The sequence below is a fragment of the Microbacterium marinum genome (assembly GCF_014204835.1).
Classification (GTDB): domain Bacteria; phylum Actinomycetota; class Actinomycetes; order Actinomycetales; family Microbacteriaceae; genus Microbacterium; species Microbacterium marinum.
The window spans coordinates 1783771-1799185 of the sequence record NZ_JACHMD010000001.1 but is presented as its reverse complement, the minus strand read 5'-3'; the positions used below and the strand labels follow the sequence as shown (position 1 = coordinate 1799185).

The 15415-nt window shown below is 68.7% G+C and carries 26 protein-coding genes; 25 read left to right on the top strand and 1 reads right to left on the bottom strand.

Going from position 1 to position 15415, the window contains the following annotated elements; genetic code table 11:
• Positions 1-410 precede the first annotated feature (410 nt).
• Genes BKA24_RS08770 through BKA24_RS08685 form a run of 18 tightly spaced genes read left to right on the top strand, consistent with a single transcriptional unit; the run spans position 411 to position 6647 of the window.
• Complete coding sequence (locus BKA24_RS08770) at positions 411-1271, top strand: DUF2637 domain-containing protein (RefSeq protein ID WP_184217175.1); 861 nt, start codon at positions 411-413, stop codon at positions 1269-1271.
• Positions 1268-1564 (top strand): hypothetical protein, encoded by a 297-nt coding sequence (locus tag BKA24_RS08765; RefSeq protein ID WP_184217172.1) that lies wholly within the window; start codon positions 1268-1270, stop codon positions 1562-1564. Before BKA24_RS08770 ends, BKA24_RS08765 begins: the two co-directional genes overlap by 4 nt.
• Positions 1561-1938 (top strand): hypothetical protein, encoded by a 378-nt coding sequence (locus BKA24_RS08760; RefSeq protein ID WP_184217170.1) that lies wholly within the window; start codon positions 1561-1563, stop codon positions 1936-1938. The genes BKA24_RS08765 and BKA24_RS08760 overlap by 4 nt, the downstream gene beginning before the upstream one ends.
• Positions 1935-2165, top strand: coding sequence for a hypothetical protein (locus BKA24_RS08755; protein WP_184217168.1), 231 nt, complete (start codon positions 1935-1937; stop codon positions 2163-2165). The genes BKA24_RS08760 and BKA24_RS08755 overlap by 4 nt, the downstream gene beginning before the upstream one ends.
• On the top strand, positions 2159-2386 hold the full coding sequence (locus tag BKA24_RS08750) for a hypothetical protein (protein WP_184217166.1): 228 nt from the start codon (positions 2159-2161) through the stop codon (positions 2384-2386). Before BKA24_RS08755 ends, BKA24_RS08750 begins: the two co-directional genes overlap by 7 nt.
• Entirely contained in the window at positions 2383-2724 is a 342-nt protein-coding gene (locus BKA24_RS08745) for a hypothetical protein (RefSeq protein WP_184217164.1), read from the top strand. Before BKA24_RS08750 ends, BKA24_RS08745 begins: the two co-directional genes overlap by 4 nt.
• A complete protein-coding gene (locus tag BKA24_RS08740) occupies positions 2721-2951 on the top strand; it encodes a hypothetical protein (RefSeq protein ID WP_184217162.1) in 231 nt (76 codons plus the stop codon). Before BKA24_RS08745 ends, BKA24_RS08740 begins: the two co-directional genes overlap by 4 nt.
• A complete protein-coding gene (locus BKA24_RS08735; protein ID WP_184217160.1) occupies positions 2951-3436 on the top strand; it encodes an NUMOD4 domain-containing protein in 486 nt (161 codons plus the stop codon). Before BKA24_RS08740 ends, BKA24_RS08735 begins: the two co-directional genes overlap by 1 nt.
• Complete coding sequence (locus BKA24_RS08730) at positions 3417-3671, top strand: hypothetical protein (protein ID WP_184217158.1); 255 nt, start codon at positions 3417-3419, stop codon at positions 3669-3671. The genes BKA24_RS08735 and BKA24_RS08730 overlap by 20 nt, the downstream gene beginning before the upstream one ends.
• The gene (locus BKA24_RS08725; RefSeq protein ID WP_184217155.1) at positions 3668-3937 is read left to right on the top strand and encodes a hypothetical protein; all 270 of its coding nucleotides are present in this window, start codon (positions 3668-3670) and stop codon (positions 3935-3937) included. The genes BKA24_RS08730 and BKA24_RS08725 overlap by 4 nt, the downstream gene beginning before the upstream one ends.
• A complete protein-coding gene (locus tag BKA24_RS08720) occupies positions 3934-4119 on the top strand; it encodes a hypothetical protein (protein ID WP_184217153.1) in 186 nt (61 codons plus the stop codon). The genes BKA24_RS08725 and BKA24_RS08720 overlap by 4 nt, the downstream gene beginning before the upstream one ends.
• Positions 4116-4370 (top strand): hypothetical protein, encoded by a 255-nt coding sequence (locus BKA24_RS08715; protein ID WP_184217151.1) that lies wholly within the window; start codon positions 4116-4118, stop codon positions 4368-4370. The genes BKA24_RS08720 and BKA24_RS08715 overlap by 4 nt, the downstream gene beginning before the upstream one ends.
• On the top strand, positions 4367-4690 hold the full coding sequence (locus BKA24_RS08710; RefSeq protein WP_184217148.1) for a hypothetical protein: 324 nt from the start codon (positions 4367-4369) through the stop codon (positions 4688-4690). Before BKA24_RS08715 ends, BKA24_RS08710 begins: the two co-directional genes overlap by 4 nt.
• Positions 4687-4923 (top strand): hypothetical protein, encoded by a 237-nt coding sequence (locus BKA24_RS08705; protein WP_184217145.1) that lies wholly within the window; start codon positions 4687-4689, stop codon positions 4921-4923. Before BKA24_RS08710 ends, BKA24_RS08705 begins: the two co-directional genes overlap by 4 nt.
• Entirely contained in the window at positions 4920-5663 is a 744-nt protein-coding gene (locus BKA24_RS08700) for an exonuclease domain-containing protein (protein WP_184217143.1), read from the top strand. The genes BKA24_RS08705 and BKA24_RS08700 overlap by 4 nt, the downstream gene beginning before the upstream one ends.
• 29 nt (positions 5664-5692) lie before the next feature.
• Positions 5693-6127 (top strand): hypothetical protein, encoded by a 435-nt coding sequence (locus BKA24_RS08695; RefSeq protein ID WP_184217141.1) that lies wholly within the window; start codon positions 5693-5695, stop codon positions 6125-6127.
• The gene (locus tag BKA24_RS08690) at positions 6124-6354 is read left to right on the top strand and encodes a hypothetical protein (RefSeq protein WP_184217138.1); all 231 of its coding nucleotides are present in this window, start codon (positions 6124-6126) and stop codon (positions 6352-6354) included. The genes BKA24_RS08695 and BKA24_RS08690 overlap by 4 nt, the downstream gene beginning before the upstream one ends.
• Positions 6351-6647, top strand: a complete 297-nt coding sequence (locus tag BKA24_RS08685; RefSeq protein WP_184217136.1) for a hypothetical protein — start codon at positions 6351-6353, stop codon at positions 6645-6647. The genes BKA24_RS08690 and BKA24_RS08685 overlap by 4 nt, the downstream gene beginning before the upstream one ends.
• A gap of 56 nt (positions 6648-6703) precedes the next feature.
• Here BKA24_RS08685 and BKA24_RS08680 read toward each other — a convergent pair whose 3' ends face one another.
• Entirely contained in the window at positions 6704-6958 is a 255-nt protein-coding gene (locus BKA24_RS08680) for a hypothetical protein (protein WP_184217134.1), read from the bottom strand.
• Positions 6959-7233: 275 nt separating this feature from the next.
• Between BKA24_RS08680 and BKA24_RS08675 the strand changes: the two genes are divergently transcribed.
• The 7 genes from BKA24_RS08675 to BKA24_RS08645 all read left to right on the top strand — a co-directional run bounded on the left by BKA24_RS08675 (position 7234) and on the right by BKA24_RS08645 (position 15404).
• The gene (locus tag BKA24_RS08675; protein ID WP_184217132.1) at positions 7234-8667 is read left to right on the top strand and encodes a DNA sulfur modification protein DndB; all 1434 of its coding nucleotides are present in this window, start codon (positions 7234-7236) and stop codon (positions 8665-8667) included.
• Between the two features lie 64 nt (positions 8668-8731).
• A complete protein-coding gene (locus BKA24_RS08670; protein WP_184217130.1) occupies positions 8732-9316 on the top strand; it encodes a hypothetical protein in 585 nt (194 codons plus the stop codon).
• Positions 9306-11003, top strand: a complete 1698-nt coding sequence (locus tag BKA24_RS08665) for a hypothetical protein (protein ID WP_184217127.1) — start codon at positions 9306-9308, stop codon at positions 11001-11003. The genes BKA24_RS08670 and BKA24_RS08665 overlap by 11 nt, the downstream gene beginning before the upstream one ends.
• 49 nt (positions 11004-11052) lie before the next feature.
• The gene (locus tag BKA24_RS08660; RefSeq protein ID WP_184217125.1) at positions 11053-12549 is read left to right on the top strand and encodes a hypothetical protein; all 1497 of its coding nucleotides are present in this window, start codon (positions 11053-11055) and stop codon (positions 12547-12549) included.
• 48 nt (positions 12550-12597) lie between these two features.
• Positions 12598-13749, top strand: a complete 1152-nt coding sequence (locus BKA24_RS08655) for a hypothetical protein (protein ID WP_184217123.1) — start codon at positions 12598-12600, stop codon at positions 13747-13749.
• A gap of 12 nt (positions 13750-13761) precedes the next feature.
• On the top strand, positions 13762-14229 hold the full coding sequence (locus BKA24_RS08650) for a hypothetical protein (RefSeq protein WP_184217121.1): 468 nt from the start codon (positions 13762-13764) through the stop codon (positions 14227-14229).
• A gap of 2 nt (positions 14230-14231) precedes the next feature.
• Positions 14232-15404, top strand: coding sequence for a phage major capsid protein (locus BKA24_RS08645; RefSeq protein WP_184217119.1), 1173 nt, complete (start codon positions 14232-14234; stop codon positions 15402-15404).
• Positions 15405-15415: the final 11 nt, after the last annotated feature.

Sequence of the window (15415 nt, the reverse complement as noted above, 5' to 3'; positions counted from 1 at the left end):
GCCCCCACGCCACCCCCGCATCACGCCGAATCTCCGCCGATCCCCCACCCCGCCGGCACAATCCGCCCGAGATTCCCCGATATTCATCCCCCACGAAGCGTTTTAGCGCGCAAAACCGCGCTAGGTTTAGACGTATCAGCCGCTACCACGGTTGACCGGCCGAAGAACCTTCCCCCAGAGCCACAAGCTCGCCCCGGAAGTCACCACACAGGCCACCTCGCAGGCGCGCCAACGCCCGCAGGCATCGTCGGGATGACGAAGCCGGCTCACGACAGGGTCGCCACCCACACGGGCACGTCAAGCCCACGCCAGCAGGGCCGCCGAACGGTCCATAGCCCCGCCCAGTAGGCGGCCCTGCACCCCGCACCCCGCACCCCGCACTCATCCCGCCCTCCCACGAGAGGACCACCATGACGATCCCCACCATCACCCCCGCATCCCCGCACGAGCTGGACCCGCCGCTGGGCACCTTCCCCGCCCCGACCGTCCCGCTCCGCCGCGACATCCCCGCCGGCGCGCTCATCGTCGAGACCCCCGAGAACCCGCAGATCGGCGACACCGTCCGCGTCCTCGGTGTCGGCGCCCCCGCCCAGCCCGCCCCGGCCGAACCCGCCGCCCCGCAGGCACCGAGCGCCGTGCGTACCGAACCGGCTGCGCCGGTGGAGACGGCAGCCCCCGCCGAGACGAAGCACCGCGCCCGCACCGGCGCCGGAGCCCGCTTCAACCCCGACCACGTCGGGATCTACATGGCCGTCAACTGGGGCGTCGTGATCGTCACCGTCGCCGCCGTCCTCGTGTCCTGGCAGGGCCTCACCGCGGTCGCCGCGTGGATGCTGATACCGCCGGTGTTCGCGTGGATCGTCCCCGTGATGCTGGACGTCACCATCGTCGTGTTCACCATCGGCGTCCTCCCCCGCAAAGCCCGCGGCGAATCGACCTGGCTCCTGGCCCTCGGCGCCTACCTGCTCACCGCGATCAGCGCCGCCGCAAACTTCGCCCACGTCGTGCTCGAATCCCCCGCCGGCACCCCCGAGCTGCAGAGATACGCCGGTGCCAGCCTCGCGGCCCTCGCGCCCATGCTGATCCTCCTCACCACCGAGGTTCTCGGCCTGCTCATCACCAAGCCCAACAAGCAGCAGAAGGCCCACGCCGCGCGCCTGCAGGCCGCCCGCGAACGCGCCGAGCTCGCCGCCGTCACCGAGACCCCCAAGCCCCGCACCCCGCGCAAGCCCGCCCGCAAGACCGCCCCGAAGAATGGAGCCCAGAAGTGACCGACACCACCACGCCCGGCAACGCCCGCATCATCATCGACGGCAGCACCATCCCGGAGTCGTTCGACTCGTCCGACCCGACCAGCGTGCTCCGCGCCCTCCGGGACGACGCCGTCCGCCAGCTCAAAGGCACGCGCCGCGAGCTCGAGCTCGCCGAGAACCGCGCCATCACCCTCCGCGCCACCGCCACCTCGCTCGAGGAGACCGTCGACCGGTACAACGCCGCCCTCGCCTTCCTCCTCGGCACGGCCGTCACGATCGTCGGCGACGCGAGCGAGGCGGCCGCAGCATGAGCGCCACCGACACCGTCAGCAGCGCCCCCGCCTTCATCAGAAGGCCCGACCTGGAGCAGGCGGCCGTGGTGGAGACCCTGCCCGCCCGCCTGCTCCTGCAGATCCGCGAAGGCTCCCTCAACCTCGTCGCCGAAGGCACCGTCCGCTCCTACGAGCGCGCGGCCGCCGACCCGACTCAGCCCGGCGTCGCCGCCGACGCCAGGATCAGCCACGCCATCCCCGCCCGCGACATCATCGACCTCCTCGGCCACGCCCTCGCCGACAAGGTCGCCGACTGGCGCCTCACCGCGGACGCCACCGAGACCGCCCGCATCGAGCAGTACCTCGCCGAGCTCCGCGACGTGATCTTCCGAGCCGGGCGGGCCGCCGCGTGAACCGCAACGGGAAGACGGCCGGCTACACCGTCATCAGCAAGCCCGGCCACCGCTGCAACCTCCCCGACGTCGCGGCCCACGCGCCCGGCACCGTGGTCCGCTGCGACGGGACCATCCTGCGGGGTGGTCAGGAGCGGTCGTGCGGCCAGCAGTGGAGGCTTTTCGAGCGCTTCCACCTCTTCCGCGCCCCCTCCCGAGTCTGGCAGGAGGAGGACTTCTCATGGTGACCCGCTTCGCCCGCCACGCAGCCGTCGCGGCCGTCATCATCGTCGCGTACATCGCCTACCTGCTCCTCACGAGCGCCGCCCTCGCGGTCGTCGCGGCCGCCGCCCTCGCCATGGCGTGCGCGTTCGCCGGCGGCTACCTCGCCGGGTGGGTCTGCGGCCTCATCAGCCGCTTCATCAAGCGCCACCGCCGCCCCCGCCACCGCGAAGGCTTCGCCCAATGACCGCCCGAAACCCGTTCCGCATCATCCGCAAGGCCGTCCGCGCCGTCGCACTCACCCTGTTCGCACTCTTCGTGGTCGCGTTCTTCGGCCTGCTCGGCTCGATCATGCTGGAGCGCTACACGTTCGGCGAGATCCTCCTCGGCGCCGCCGGCCTCGTCGGATTCTTCACCGTCGTCGGCCTGCTCCTCAGCTTCGGCAGCGCGATCAAAGACGCATGGCTGCGCGCCGAGCGCCGCCACGACACTCGCCGCCGCAAACTCCTCGCCGCCCGCCGGCAACTCACCTCCGACGCGGCCCGATTCCGCGCCACCCTCGACGAAATGAAGCACACCCCGTGACCACCACCCCCACCGCCGAGCTCGACAGCACCGCGGCCGCCGCCCTCATCACCACCGACATCCTCGCCATCCTCGAGGCCTGCACCGCCGAAGGCTTCGCGATCGAAGACGTCAGCTACGAGGCGGACTCCGAGACCGGCACCCTCCACGCGAGGATCCACAGCGCCGACGGCGCGCCCCGCTTCGCGGTCGTGCTGGGCATCGTCGCCCTGCCCGACCCCTCCTGATGGGCGAGGAATGGCGACCGGTCGTCGGCCACGAGGGGGACTACGAGGTCAGCAGTCATGGCCGCGTGCGCTCTCTCAAGCGCTCCGAGTCCGTCATTCTTCGCCGACTCCGCCGACCGAATGGCTACCTCGCTGTCAGCCTCTACCGGAACGGAAGGGCGCGGCGCATCGGTGTTCACCGCATCGTCGCCGAAGCATTCATCCCGAACCCGGACGACCTCCCCTTCGTCCGCCACAAGAACGACGTGAAGTACGAGAACCACGCCTCGAATCTCGCATGGGGAACCGGTGGAGATAACGCGATCGACCGCGAGCTCAACACCCCCAAGGTTCCCCGAACCCACTGCAAGCGCAATCACCCGCTCATCGAAGGCAACACCTACATCGACCGCGGAACGATCGTGTGCGCAACCTGCAAGAAAGCCCAAGTCGCGGCATCCGCCGCACGAAAGAAGGAGAACCGCATTGTCGACCACCGCCCGTAAGTTGCGCAAGAAGCTCCACCGCCTCGCCGGCTACTCCGCCGAGACCCGCTTCCAGAAGAAGCCGAAGGTCGCCACCCCCGTCGCCCTCCGCTCCTTCGTCACCGCGCCCGTCTTCCGCAACGCCGGAGACGCGCTCCCCACCGAGTCGCTGCGCGCCCTCGTGCCCGGCCTCGGCACCTCCCGCGCCTCGAAGCGGATCGTCCACTTCATCAACAACGGAGGCCGCAAGGGATGAGCAGCCAGTACGAGCAGAACGTCGTCATCCCGCGAGAGCTCGAGGCGACCCGTCCCGCGATCCTCGCGGCCATCACCGCCGGGATCGTCGAGCTGGGCGACCGTATCGTCGCCGACGGCCGCCGCGCCATCTGGGACAAGGTCGCCATCGTCACCGACGAGGAAGAGATCGCCGAGGGCGGCTACGGAGAGATCCACCAGGTCGTCTTTCAGCGGTCGTTCCGCATCTCGGTGCAGACCGTCTCCCCCGACGAGGTGGCCGAATGAACGCGCGCAAGACTGGCCCCAGCGCCGACACCCTCGGTCTCATCGCCGCCATCGCGCTCTTCGTGGTGATCGCCGCGATCGCCTTCGGCATCCGCTTCTGGATCACCGGCGGCGACTTCGGCTGCGTCTTCGCGAACGACCCCGCCCTGTGCGTGGCCGTGAAGTCGGGAGTCAGCGGATGAGCACCCCAGCAACGGGCGGCTTCACCGGCCCGCGGCTGACATCGCTCGCATCCGCACGGGGCGCCGCCCACCTCGGCGAGGTCGTCATCACCGCCGACTTCATCCGCGGCATGCGCGCATTCAAGACCGCGATCCAGGAGCTCGGCCACGGCGCCTACGACCTGGGCAGCGTCGAAGACCACACTCTGGCCGGCGAAGTCCGCCGCCAGCTCAACGACCAGACCGGACGGAAAGAGAGCCCCACCGCATGAGCAGCCCCATCCCCACCGAGACCCCCGACCCCCTCATCCCCGAGCCGACCCCCGAGGATCTCGCCGACCTGGACGCGCTGCCCGAAGCGCGCATGGCGCGCCTCTCGCTCCTGATCGACGACAAGCGCTACGGCGTCGCCGTGGCGTTGCCCGACGGCTTCCCGATCAAGTTCGAGGACGAAGAGGCGCAGATCGAGCTCTACGCGCTGCAGCTCGCGTCGATCGCGTTCGAGACGTTCAAAAAGCACTTCGCCGACGACGTGACGCCCGGCCCGGACGTCATGCGCCCGGAAGCGCCCGAGAGTGAGGTGCAGCCGTGATCAGGAGCGAGCACAGCCTCACCGAGCGTCTCGGCGCGCCCGCCCCCGCCCCCACCGCGGAGGACGCCCAAGCGGTCCGCACCGCGATCATCACCCAGTTCCCGAAAGGCCGCGACGCGCACGTGCGCGCCGAGCTGGAGTCGATGATCCTCGGCGAGGTCACCGAGCCGGCGTCCGCACCGATCCCGCTGCACCGCGCAGCGCAGCTCCCCCAGGCGCAGGCCGCAGCATGAGCGCGCGCACCGCCTCCGAGCTGTTCGTCTTCGACACCGAGACCACCGGCGTCGACGCGACCACCGACCGGATCGTCACGGCGTACGCCGCGGTGATCGGCCCGGACGGTCACGTGCGCCGCGAGGTCAACCTCGTGGTCGACCCCGGCGTGGAGATCCCCGCCGGCGCGGCGGCGGTGCACGGCTACACCAACGAGCGGGCGCGGGCGGAGGCCAACGCCTCCCCCGCGTCCGCGGTCGCCCTCCTGATCAACCTGATCACCACGGAATGCGCGATCGGCGGCCGCCCCCTCGTCGTCCACAACGCCTCATACGACCTCACCCTCCTCGAGGCCGAGCGGCGCCGCCACGCGCCCGCTGTGCCGCCGCTGCGCTTCGCGCCGCCCACGCACCCGATTAGCGCGCAAAATCAGGCCGTGCGGGTGATCGACACGCTCGTCCTCGACAAGAAGATCGACCCCTACCGTCGCGGCAAGCGCACGCTCACCGTGATGGCCGAGCACTACAGCGTCCCGCTGTCTGCGGAGGACGCGCACAACGCGAGCTCCGACGCGGTCGCCGCCGGCCGCATCGCGCAGCGCCTGCTCCGCCACAAGGCGGTCGCCGCCCTCTCGCTCGACACGCTCCACGCCCGACAGGTGGGCTGGCGCGAACGTCAATGCGAATCCCTCCAGGCCTACTTCCGAAAGACCGACCCCACCGCAGTCGTCCGCCCGGAATGGCCCCTCCTGCCCCTCTGACCCGCCCGACCAACCACGAAGGAAGCATCATGGCACTCACCACCGCCGAGGCGATCGACGCCCTCATCCTCAGCCTGCCCATCAAGGACGAGCGCGACATCTGGCGCATCGAGATCGTCGGCACCGGCGTCGTCCGCCTGTACACCGTCGACCGCGCCGTCACCTCGCTCCCCGGCCGCGAGCTCGCCCGCCACGACTTCGACGCCTGGGGCCACCCCACCGGCAACGCCGTCCTCCCCGACGACCCGGCCGCCAATCGCGTCATCGTCGGCTTCGACCCGGCTGCCGAGGAGTCCGAAGAGACGGCGACCGAGGCGCCCAGCGCGCCGCAGGGCACCCTCGCGGTCGGCGTCATCGCCGCCACGGGAGCCGCCCAGGCTGTCGCCGGCGCGATCAACGCGGCGGCCGACGCCGAGAAGGCCGCGGCCGCGGACGCCGTGCGCAACCAGGACGTGACCGCGTGAGCGCGCTCGTCACGGCGACCGGCACGCACCCGGGCAACGCCCCCACCCTCCTGATCACCGGGGGCCGCGGCAACACGGACGACGCAGGCAGGCAGATCCACCTCGCCTTCCGCGACAGCGGAGCCGACAGCGAGAAGGTCATGCAGGCCTGGTTCAACGTCGACGCGATCCTCGACGCCATCACCGACGCCACCCCCACCACCCCGACCCCTGGAGCATCCGCATGAGCGCGCCCGCCGACACCATCATCAAGTTCAAGCTCGTCGTGGAGAAGCGCGCCGCCGTCGTGCGAGACGGGGACAAGCTCTCAACCAACATCGAGCGGTTCAACAAACTCCCTGATGAGCCGACGTATTTCGTGGAGCAGACGGGGTCGTACAAGGAGATCTCGGAGGCGGCGGTGAAGCTGAACGAGGCGCAGATCCGCTCCGGCTACCTCGACTACCTCTACTCCCCCGACCTCGCGGACGCGGAGCCGGCCAAGCCCACGCCGCCGCGCGCGGCCAAGACGGCGGAGTAGCCCGCAAACGCGAAGGGAGGGCAGCCCCCAGGCGCCCTCCCTTCGTCGTTCCACGCTCAGGCTGTTGCGGGTGTGAGCGCCTCCCCGAGCTCACACTGTGCAGCGCGTGCACAGCGGCTAGCCGACTCGATCGCCGGTGCGGCGGTCGTCATCTTGGCGAGAGCTGCCATCCCCAGAACGCCCAGCTCGCGCTCGAGCATCCGCTCGAACATCCCGCGGTCGAACTCGTAGGTGAACCCCCGACCGACCAGATAGACGACATCCCCTTGGGCATCCAGGGTGATTTCCCTGCCGCCGTCTAGCTCTTTCACACGCGATCCCACGTCCGCGCCCCTCCTTGTTCCCAGAGCGAGTGCATCCCGCCGCATGGAAGCATATGTGAGCGACGGCGACCTTTGGAACGCGCTAATCGACAGGACGGTGGACGCCAGATGAACAACAAGGTCCATAGATTTGCGCGCTAAGATGCCGCAATCACGCATACGTCTCACAGACGCTTCCTCAAGGTTCTGTCAAGGGGCAGCGTGGCTTCTTGCGGCACTATGCCGCAGGGTCCATCATGGACACGCCTCGAAAGGAGCGCACCGTGTCTACTGCACAGATCAATCCAACACTCATGCCTTCGTCGTACCAGACCAAAGAGCAGTTCTTCGCGACCCGCTACAAGCAGGGGCAGCGGACCGTCTACGGGTTGAACCTCACCCCGGACCAGCTCACCTCCCTCGTCGCGCGCCCCGACCCGAGCGTCGGCACGCCGGGCAACCGCCGCATCCGCCCCTCGCACGCGCAGGGTTTTGCTCGCTACTTCATCGAGAATGACAACTGGGTGGCACCCGGGATCATCCTGCGCGCTCCGGCCATCTTCGAGTTCGCGACCGATGGGATGCCCGCACTCCCCGACATTGAGTTCGGCCTCATGGGCTACTCGAAGCGCCACCAGGGCGACATCCACATCCTCGACGGCCAGCACCGAATCCTCGGCTTCTTCCTCGCCCTCGACGTCCTCAACGACGACATCGACAAGGCCCGCTCCAAGCGCGCCGCCGCCAAGCGCACCGGACTGGATGCGAAGGGCGTGGCGATGTTCGACAAGGAGATCCGCGAGCTGGAAGCCGCGCGCGACCGGTTCTACACAAACCGGCTCGCCGTCGAGGTGCACGTCACCAAGAGCACCACCGAGGCCCGCCAGCTCTTCTTCGACATCGCCGACAACGCGCTGGGCATCACCGCCTCCACCAAGGCACGCTTCGACTCGACCAAGGCCGTCAACCGCGCCCTCGCGATCGTGCTCGAGGCCGACAACGCTCTCCTCAAGAACCACGTGGAGATGGACCAGGACCGCGTCCAGCGCAACAGCCCGTACCTCCTCTCGGCCCGCCAGGTCGTGGAGATCGTGCGCGTGCTCACTGTCGGCTTCGACGGGCGCATCAGCCGCTACCAGAACGCGACGCTGAACGAGGAGCAGGTGGCGCGCGAGGCGCTCGAGTTCTTCTCGATGCTCACCGAGCAGCTCCCTCCGCTGAACGCGTACGCGCACAGCCAGATCACCGCGGCGACCCTGCGCGACACGATGCTCCTGGGCAACCCGCTCTTCCTGCGCGTGCTCGCCGGCGTGCAGTACGAGCTCGTCACGCACCACGCGTGGACGAAGCCGAAGGTCGCGGAGTTCATCGGGAAGCTCGCCAAGCACACCGTCAACCGCGCGCACGAGAACTCGATCTGGCGTCTCCACGCCCCCGAAACCGCGTTCAACCCGAACGCCGCCGGCCCCAACGGTCGACGGGCCGACTCGAACGCCCTCGTGAAGGCGATCTCCGAGTGGGCGATCGACGGCGCGCCGTTCGTGGACGCCGACGCGCTGCCGGCGCCGGTGGAGCCGGAGCCCGAGGTCGACCCGGACGAGGGCATCGACTTCGCGCCCGACCACTCGACCCGGGCCCTGGACCGGGAGGAGCGGGAGGCGATCGAGGAGATCTCGAAGGCCTCCAAGGCTCGAGCGAAAGCGGTCGCCACGAAGTAGCACCCGGAAGCCCCGCCCCGCCGCAAGGTGGAGGCGGGGTTTCTCGTGCGTAGACTGCGCGGCCATGACCGCCCGCCAGCTCGAACCGAAGGTGAACCGAGGTAAGACCCTCGACGACACCCTGATCGAGCTGTCCACCGCCGGCCTCAGCCGCGCGGAGATCTCCCGGCGCATCGGCGGCGTCCTCACGCCCGAGCGCGTCGACGAGCGGCTCAACGCCCTCCTCGAGGCTCCCGACTGGCTCAGCGACGCCAAGCAAGAGCGTGCCCTCCTGCAGCTCGTGCGCCTGAACCTCATGGACCTGCGCGCCGACCTGGACGGGTACAAGGAAAGCGTTCTCCGCGGGACGGACGAGCTCTCCGGGCCGCGCCGCGACGCGTACAACGACAACCTCAAGCTGCAGCTCGCCTACATCGACCGCATCTTCACGCGGTACGACAAGCGCGCCCGCGCCACCGACGAAGACCTGAACACGTGGTCTGTAAATGTGGGCCGGGAGCTGGGCTCCATCGTCGACGAGGCCCTCGCGTACATGAAGGGCGCCCTGCGCGGCGAGATCGCCGCCACCGAGTGGGACCAGCTCAAGATCGAGGCGATGCAGCACGCCTGGAGCCGGATCGAGGAGAAGCAGGTAGAGCGTGCTGCTTGACGGCGTCGCGTTCGACTCCGCGATCCAGGAGCTCACCGAACGCTCCAAGAAGTCGCTCTACCGGACCGACTTCGCAGCCTGGCTCTCCGACGTCATGCACGAGCGCATGTACGCGAAGATGGCCGAGATCAGCCACGACGTGCTCTTCGGGAAGAACCCGCGCACCCTGATCAAATCCGCCAACGGTACGGGCAAGACCCACGGCGCCGCGCGGTGGGTGCTGTACTGGATCACCGTCTACCCCGCCGACGAGTCCCTCGCCATCTGCACCGCGCCCACCCTCGCGCAGGTCCGCATGGGCATCTTCGCGTACCTCAAAGAGGCCTACGGCTACCAGAAAACGCTTGCCCAGTCACAGGGCCGCGCCATGCCCTGGCCCGGCTGGATCAGCGAGCAGGACGCCTGGCAGTACCACACGCCCGGCGGTAACCGGGTGCTCGCCGTCGCGCGTGTCCCCGGTGCCTCAGACGCGGTCTCGCAGTTCCAGGGTCTCCGCAAGACCGGTGGTCGCAACTTCATCATGCTCGACGAAGCCGGCGGCGTGAAGGAACCGATCTACCGCGCCATCGACAAGCTCATGACCTCGGATGACTCCCGCATGGCCGGCATCGGGAACCCCGACAACCTCGGCACCCCGTTCCACGAGCGCTTCATCGACGAACGCTTCGCCCGCGAGTACCAGCTCCACACCATCACCGCCTACGAGACCCCCAACCTCACCGGCGAAGTCGTCTACCCCGACAACCCGGAGAAGGAACGCCTCCTGCGCTCCGGTCTCACCTCCGCCCGCTTCGTCTTCGAGATGGAGCGCATGCTCAAGACCGGCGGCGAGATCGTCTACGACCCGAAGTTCGACGCCGAGCGCAACCTCACCGGCACCCCCAATGGCGCGTTCAAGTCGATGGTCGACGGCGAGTTCCCCGCCGAGGGCGACAACACGTTCTTCTCCGGCACCCACATCGGCAACGCCCGCGCCCGCGAGATCGACCCCACCGGCAGCCGCGTCATCATCGGCTTCGACCCGGCCGCCATGGGTGGCGACGAGTCGGTGGTCATGGTGAACCGCGGCGGCCACTGCCGCATCTTCGGCGAGACGATCAGCTACGACGAGGGAGGGCAGACGCGCCAGACCACCGGCCTCTGGTCCCACGAGGATGAGGTCACCGCGGCGCGCCGCATCCACGCGATCGCCACCCACCTCGGCGCCCACGAGGTTCGCATCGACGCCGGCGGTCTCGGCTCCGGCATCGCCGCGCAGCTCATGCGCCTGCCCGAGTTCCGGGAGAAGTGCTACGAGCTGATCAAGGTCGACGGCTCCCGCCCCTCGCAGAACAAGCGCCGCTGGGCGAACACCCGCGCCGAGAACCACGACCAGCTCCGTGATCTCCTGCGCGGCGAGAGCCTCGACCTCGACCCTGACGACAAGGCCCTGCGCTCCCAGCTCCAGGCCGTGACGTTCGACTACGACAAGTACCGGGCCATCGCGATCACTCCGAAGAAGGAGATGCGGACGGAGATGAACGGCTCCCCCGACCGCCTCGACGCCCTCATCCTCGCCACGATCAACACCAAGCCGCTCACCGAGAACGAGCTCCGCGGCCTCGAGGGCGGCGAGACACTCCTGCAGGATCCCCGCGACCTCCTCGACGAGCTCTTCGATCCGGAGTCCGAGTGGTATCCGATGTGACGCCGATCGAGCATCATTTGCGCGCTAATCGCACCTAGACTCCCCGGCTATGTCGTCCGAACTTCGCGCTTTCGCTGAGGATCTCGCAGAATCCCTCACCGAGGCCCATGCCGCCGGGAACGAGGCGGGCGTCGAACTGCTCACCGAGCACTTCGATCGCATCATGGGCATGCTCAAGCGCGAAGACCGCGGCTGGAACACGCTCTTCGGCGGCGATGAAGACTCCGAGTTCGGCCTCACCCTCTCCGACCTCAAGCAGTGGGCCGCGAAGATCGAGGAGGCCATCCCTGGCGCGCCCTGGATGGGCCGCGGCTTCCGCCTGCGCCGCGACTTCATCTGGAAGGGCGGCATCCAGTACGGGAACCTCCCCGAGGGCGGCACGCAGGGCCTCGCCAACATCAAGAAGAAGACCCTCACCGACCAGAACCAGCGCGAGTTTTTCGCGCCGTCCGCCCGACACCGCCGCGAGCGACGCCTGTTCTCCAGCTCGATCGCCCTGTGGATCGGCAACGACAAGACCAAGCAGCTCGAGTCCCTCCCCCTCCGACAGGTCACCGGCCAGCTCACCGACCCGAACGGGCTCGGGCAGATCTGGGCGTACCTCCGCGAATGGACCAAGGTCGACCTCGCCTCGGGCCGCACCACCCACATGAAGAAGTGGTACTTCGTCGAAGAGTTCAAGGACAAGCGCGTCCTGAACATCAAGGATCCCGCCGGTCAGCGCATCCCCGTCGACCAGGACCACGTCATCTTCGACCAGCACGCCAACCGTGCCGACGGCTTCGCGTACGGCTCCCCCGACGCCCTGGCCGCGTTCATCTGGAACGGCATCGTCCGCGACGCCTACATGGACGGCCTCTCCGTCACCGGCGCGCTCGCGCGCTTCGCCTACAAGGCGACCGCGAAGAACAAGAAGGCCGCCGACAACGCGGCCATGGAGTACGCCAACGCCGAGACCGCCGGCGGCATGGCGATCGTCGGCGGCGCCAACGACCTCACGCCGCTGTCGTCCGCGGGCAAGGGCTACGACTTCTCCACCCTCCGCGCAGTGCTCGCCGTCATGGCGACCTCGCTCGACGTGACCGCCATCGCCCTCTCCGCCGACTCCTCCGACGAGGGCGGCTCCGCGTCCGCGGCGACTCTCGACCTCCCGACCCGCCTGGCGATGACCACCCGCCGCGACGAGCACGTCGAGCTCGACATCCGCGTCCTCAAGTGGCTCGGCATGAAGGAACAGCCCGACGTCCAGTTCCTCCCCTACGACGCCAGCGACGAGACCTACCGCGTCATCCAGGGCTTCATGCTCGGCTACCAGAACAACCTCTACACCGAGCAGGAGGCGCGCGACTTCGTCGACAACCTGCTGGGCCTACCCCACGGCACCCCGCCCTCCGGCGCCAAGCGGCCGTTCGGCGACCTCTCCGGCGGCGGCAAAGCGGCCCTCCCGCAGACCGCCAGCCCCAACCAGGGCAAGAGCAACGGCACCGGCGGACAGCAGGGCGGGAACGCCTCCAACGACATCCAGGACGACAGCGCCGGGAAGTAATCGACGGGAAGCGTTTTGCCCCGAAACGTGACCCTAGACTCCCCGCCCATGAGCCAGGAACACGCCGACGAGCAGGACAACCTCGTCGTCCACGAATCCGGCTACCGCCAGGGCACCCGCGCCGTCGTCCCCGAGAGCGACGGCCAGAAGTTCAAGGTGCGCGTCATGGGCTGGGAGCCGGGCGCGACCGTCGTGGAAGGCTCCAGCGCCGACTACCCGATCGACCGCATCAAGCGCGACTTCGGCGCCTCGTTCCCCAAGGGCACGCGCATGCGCGCCAACCACGACTCGATGTGCGAGGCCGGCGGCGACATCCGCCGCATCTGGGCCAAGACCACCTCCGAGCTGTGGGAAGAAGAAGACGGCATGTACGCCGAGGCGATCGCCGCCGAAGGCGAGCCCTCCGACTTCATCCGCCAGTTCGGCGACGTGATCGGCACCTCGGTCACCGTCTCCGTCGAGCTGCAGAAGCAGGTACTCCTCGACGAGGACGGCAAGCCCGAGCTGAACGCGGATGGCGACCCGATCTACGTGCCCGCCAAGAGCGAGCGCGGAGCGTGGATCGTCGAGCGGTTCCTGCCCCTCACCGAGGCGCCCTACAACTCGATCGACTTCGTGGAGGTGCCCGGCGCCGACGGCGCGGTGGTCACCCTCGCCCTCGAGAGCGCGCGCCGCATCGTCGAAGGCACGACCATCCGCGAAGCCGCCACCTTCGCCATCGACCTCGCCGGCAAGCGCGAGAAAACTTCCCTCGGCGTCGCTGAGGGTGCACAGCCTGGCTCCACCCCGGCGCCCGGATCCACCACAGAGAAGGAATCTCGCATGGAACAGAAGGACATCGAGGCCCTCGCCGAGGCCCTCACCGCCCCCTTCAAGCCGCTGCTCTCCTTCGTCGCGGAGCACAAGGCAGCGGCCGACGCCGCAGCCGCCGGGGCCGCCCCGGGTGAGACCGCAACGGAGAGCGCGATCGAGAAGGCCATCACGGCTCTCGAGGCGATCGACGCCGCGAAGCTCGTGAGCAAGACCGCCAAGGAGTCGCTGATCGCGGACGTCAAGGCCGGCAAGGACATCACGGAGGCGCTCGCGCACGCCGTGGCAGTCCAGGCCGAGTCGATCGCCGAGAGCGCCGCCCAGGGCCCCGAGTACACCCTCGCCGAGGGTCGCTCCCACTCGTTCGCCATCGCCGGCCTCCAGGGCTGAAAGGACTGACTCATGGCAAAGGCAACTCAGCAGGTCTTCTCGTTCAGTGACGACAAGACCGAGACCTGGATCCTCGACGCGGCAACGCCGAAGGACACCATCGTCGCCCAGTCGGGCCGCGTGGGTGTCACCATCACCGACACGCTCGGTGTCAACAAGCCCGCCCACGTCGTCGGCCAGTTCTCGATCTCGGGCTACAACCGCCCGGGCGTCTCGCTCGAAGACGTCGACAACGTCCCCAACGGCAAGTTCGCCGTGCAGGTCGCCGTCGACGGCGTCTACGAGTTCGCGGGCGTGAAGGTCACCATCGCGGGCGGCGTCGACGCCCCGACCACGACCGCCAACCACACCCCCGTCTACGTCACGTCCGACGGTTCGCTCACCCTCGAGTCGGCCAGCAACACCAAGGTCGGCCGCGTCGTCTACCCGCCCACGTACACCAAGGCAGCAGGCAAGCTGCCCATCGCGATCGGACTCTGATCATGGCTGACATCAGCACCCTCCTCGAGAAGTACAAGAACGCCTTCGACCTCGACGGGAAGCTCCGGGTTGCCCCCGGCGTGACCGAGAAGAAGGTCAAGCGCGTCCAGGGCCTCTACGAGGCCGCCCTCGCCGGTGACCGCATCGCCGAGGCGACGCTGTCGGAGCTGTTCGCCAGCTCGGACGCGCCGTTCGCGATGTCCCACCTCATCAACCTGCAGACGATCCCCCAGCTCCCGGAGGAGGAAGAGAAGACGATCGGTGGCCTCGTCGCCGAGCGCAAGGTGCGGGACTTCAACCCCGTCACCCTCTTCTCGCTCATCTCGGGCAAGGGCGTCGAAGGCGTGGGCGTCGACGACCAGGGCGCCGCGGCGATCGTCCCCGAAGGCGGCCGCTACCCGCTCGTGTCGGTGAAGTCGGACCTCGAGAGCTTCTACCAGAAGCTCAGCAAGCGTGGTTTCCGCTTCGACTACACCTGGGAGTCGCGCGTCAACGACACCGTCGGGTTCTTCGAGGCGCTGCCCGACGAGCTCCTGCGGACCACGGTCGACACGCAGTACGCGGAGATCTTCGACGCCCTCGACATGGCGAAGACGGCCCTCGGCGCGTTCACGCTCCCCGACGGCACGGTCGTCCCCTCCAACGCTCTGCCCTCGCCGGAGGCGATCATCGCCGCCGACATGCAGATCGGCCTCCGCCAGATCAACGGCCGCAAGATCGGTGAGATCAGCCGCTACAACGTCTTCGTGCCCATCGGTGGCAAGAAGCCGCTGGAGTGGAAGATCGAGCGGTACTTCGCGACCATCGACATCACCAACCCGTCGACCGGCGTTCGCATCACGCCCCCGCCGATGCGCTCGCTGTTCCCGAACATCACGATCGTCGAGACGGAGCGCCTCACCGGCACCTCCTGGAAGATGGTTCCGGCCCCCGGCACGACCAAGGGCCGCCCGGTGTGGGAGATCCTCAAGCTCCGCGGCTACGAGCTCCCCGAGCTGCGCGTGCGCAGCGACGCGGGCTTCCACCTCGGCGGCGGCAAGGTCGACCAGTTCGAGGGCGGCTTCGAGAACGACTCGCTGTCGTTCCGCTACCGCTACGTCGTGGGTGGCGTGCTGTGGGACGAGAAGTGGGTCGGCGTCTCCAACGGCACCGGCGGAAACCCCGTCGCGCCGTAAGCGTGACCTGA

What these genes read in the sequence shown, in the direction of transcription:
- BKA24_RS08725 (WP_184217155.1), top strand. Translation starts at nt 3,668, where the DNA reads ATGAGCAGCCAGTACGAGCAGAACGTCGTCATCCCGCGAGAGCTCGAG.
- BKA24_RS08670 (WP_184217130.1), top strand. Translation starts at nt 8,732, where the DNA reads ATGACCGCCCGCCAGCTCGAACCGAAGGTGAACCGAGGTAAGACCCTC.
- BKA24_RS08650 (WP_184217121.1), top strand. Translation starts at nt 13,762, where the DNA reads ATGGCAAAGGCAACTCAGCAGGTCTTCTCGTTCAGTGACGACAAGACC.
- BKA24_RS08715 (WP_184217151.1), top strand. Translation starts at nt 4,116, where the DNA reads ATGAGCACCCCAGCAACGGGCGGCTTCACCGGCCCGCGGCTGACATCG.
- BKA24_RS08745 (WP_184217164.1), top strand. Translation starts at nt 2,383, where the DNA reads ATGACCGCCCGAAACCCGTTCCGCATCATCCGCAAGGCCGTCCGCGCC.
- BKA24_RS08645 (WP_184217119.1), top strand. Translation starts at nt 14,232, where the DNA reads ATGGCTGACATCAGCACCCTCCTCGAGAAGTACAAGAACGCCTTCGAC.
- BKA24_RS08695 (WP_184217141.1), top strand. Translation starts at nt 5,693, where the DNA reads ATGGCACTCACCACCGCCGAGGCGATCGACGCCCTCATCCTCAGCCTG.
- BKA24_RS08720 (WP_184217153.1), top strand. Translation starts at nt 3,934, where the DNA reads ATGAACGCGCGCAAGACTGGCCCCAGCGCCGACACCCTCGGTCTCATC.
- BKA24_RS08655 (WP_184217123.1), top strand. Translation starts at nt 12,598, where the DNA reads ATGAGCCAGGAACACGCCGACGAGCAGGACAACCTCGTCGTCCACGAA.
- BKA24_RS08685 (WP_184217136.1), top strand. Translation starts at nt 6,351, where the DNA reads ATGAGCGCGCCCGCCGACACCATCATCAAGTTCAAGCTCGTCGTGGAG.
- BKA24_RS08750 (WP_184217166.1), top strand. Translation starts at nt 2,159, where the DNA reads ATGGTGACCCGCTTCGCCCGCCACGCAGCCGTCGCGGCCGTCATCATC.
- BKA24_RS08760 (WP_184217170.1), top strand. Translation starts at nt 1,561, where the DNA reads ATGAGCGCCACCGACACCGTCAGCAGCGCCCCCGCCTTCATCAGAAGG.
- BKA24_RS08700 (WP_184217143.1), top strand. Translation starts at nt 4,920, where the DNA reads ATGAGCGCGCGCACCGCCTCCGAGCTGTTCGTCTTCGACACCGAGACC.
- BKA24_RS08735 (WP_184217160.1), top strand. Translation starts at nt 2,951, where the DNA reads ATGGGCGAGGAATGGCGACCGGTCGTCGGCCACGAGGGGGACTACGAG.
- BKA24_RS08770 (WP_184217175.1), top strand. Translation starts at nt 411, where the DNA reads ATGACGATCCCCACCATCACCCCCGCATCCCCGCACGAGCTGGACCCG.
- BKA24_RS08660 (WP_184217125.1), top strand. Translation starts at nt 11,053, where the DNA reads ATGTCGTCCGAACTTCGCGCTTTCGCTGAGGATCTCGCAGAATCCCTC.
- BKA24_RS08710 (WP_184217148.1), top strand. Translation starts at nt 4,367, where the DNA reads ATGAGCAGCCCCATCCCCACCGAGACCCCCGACCCCCTCATCCCCGAG.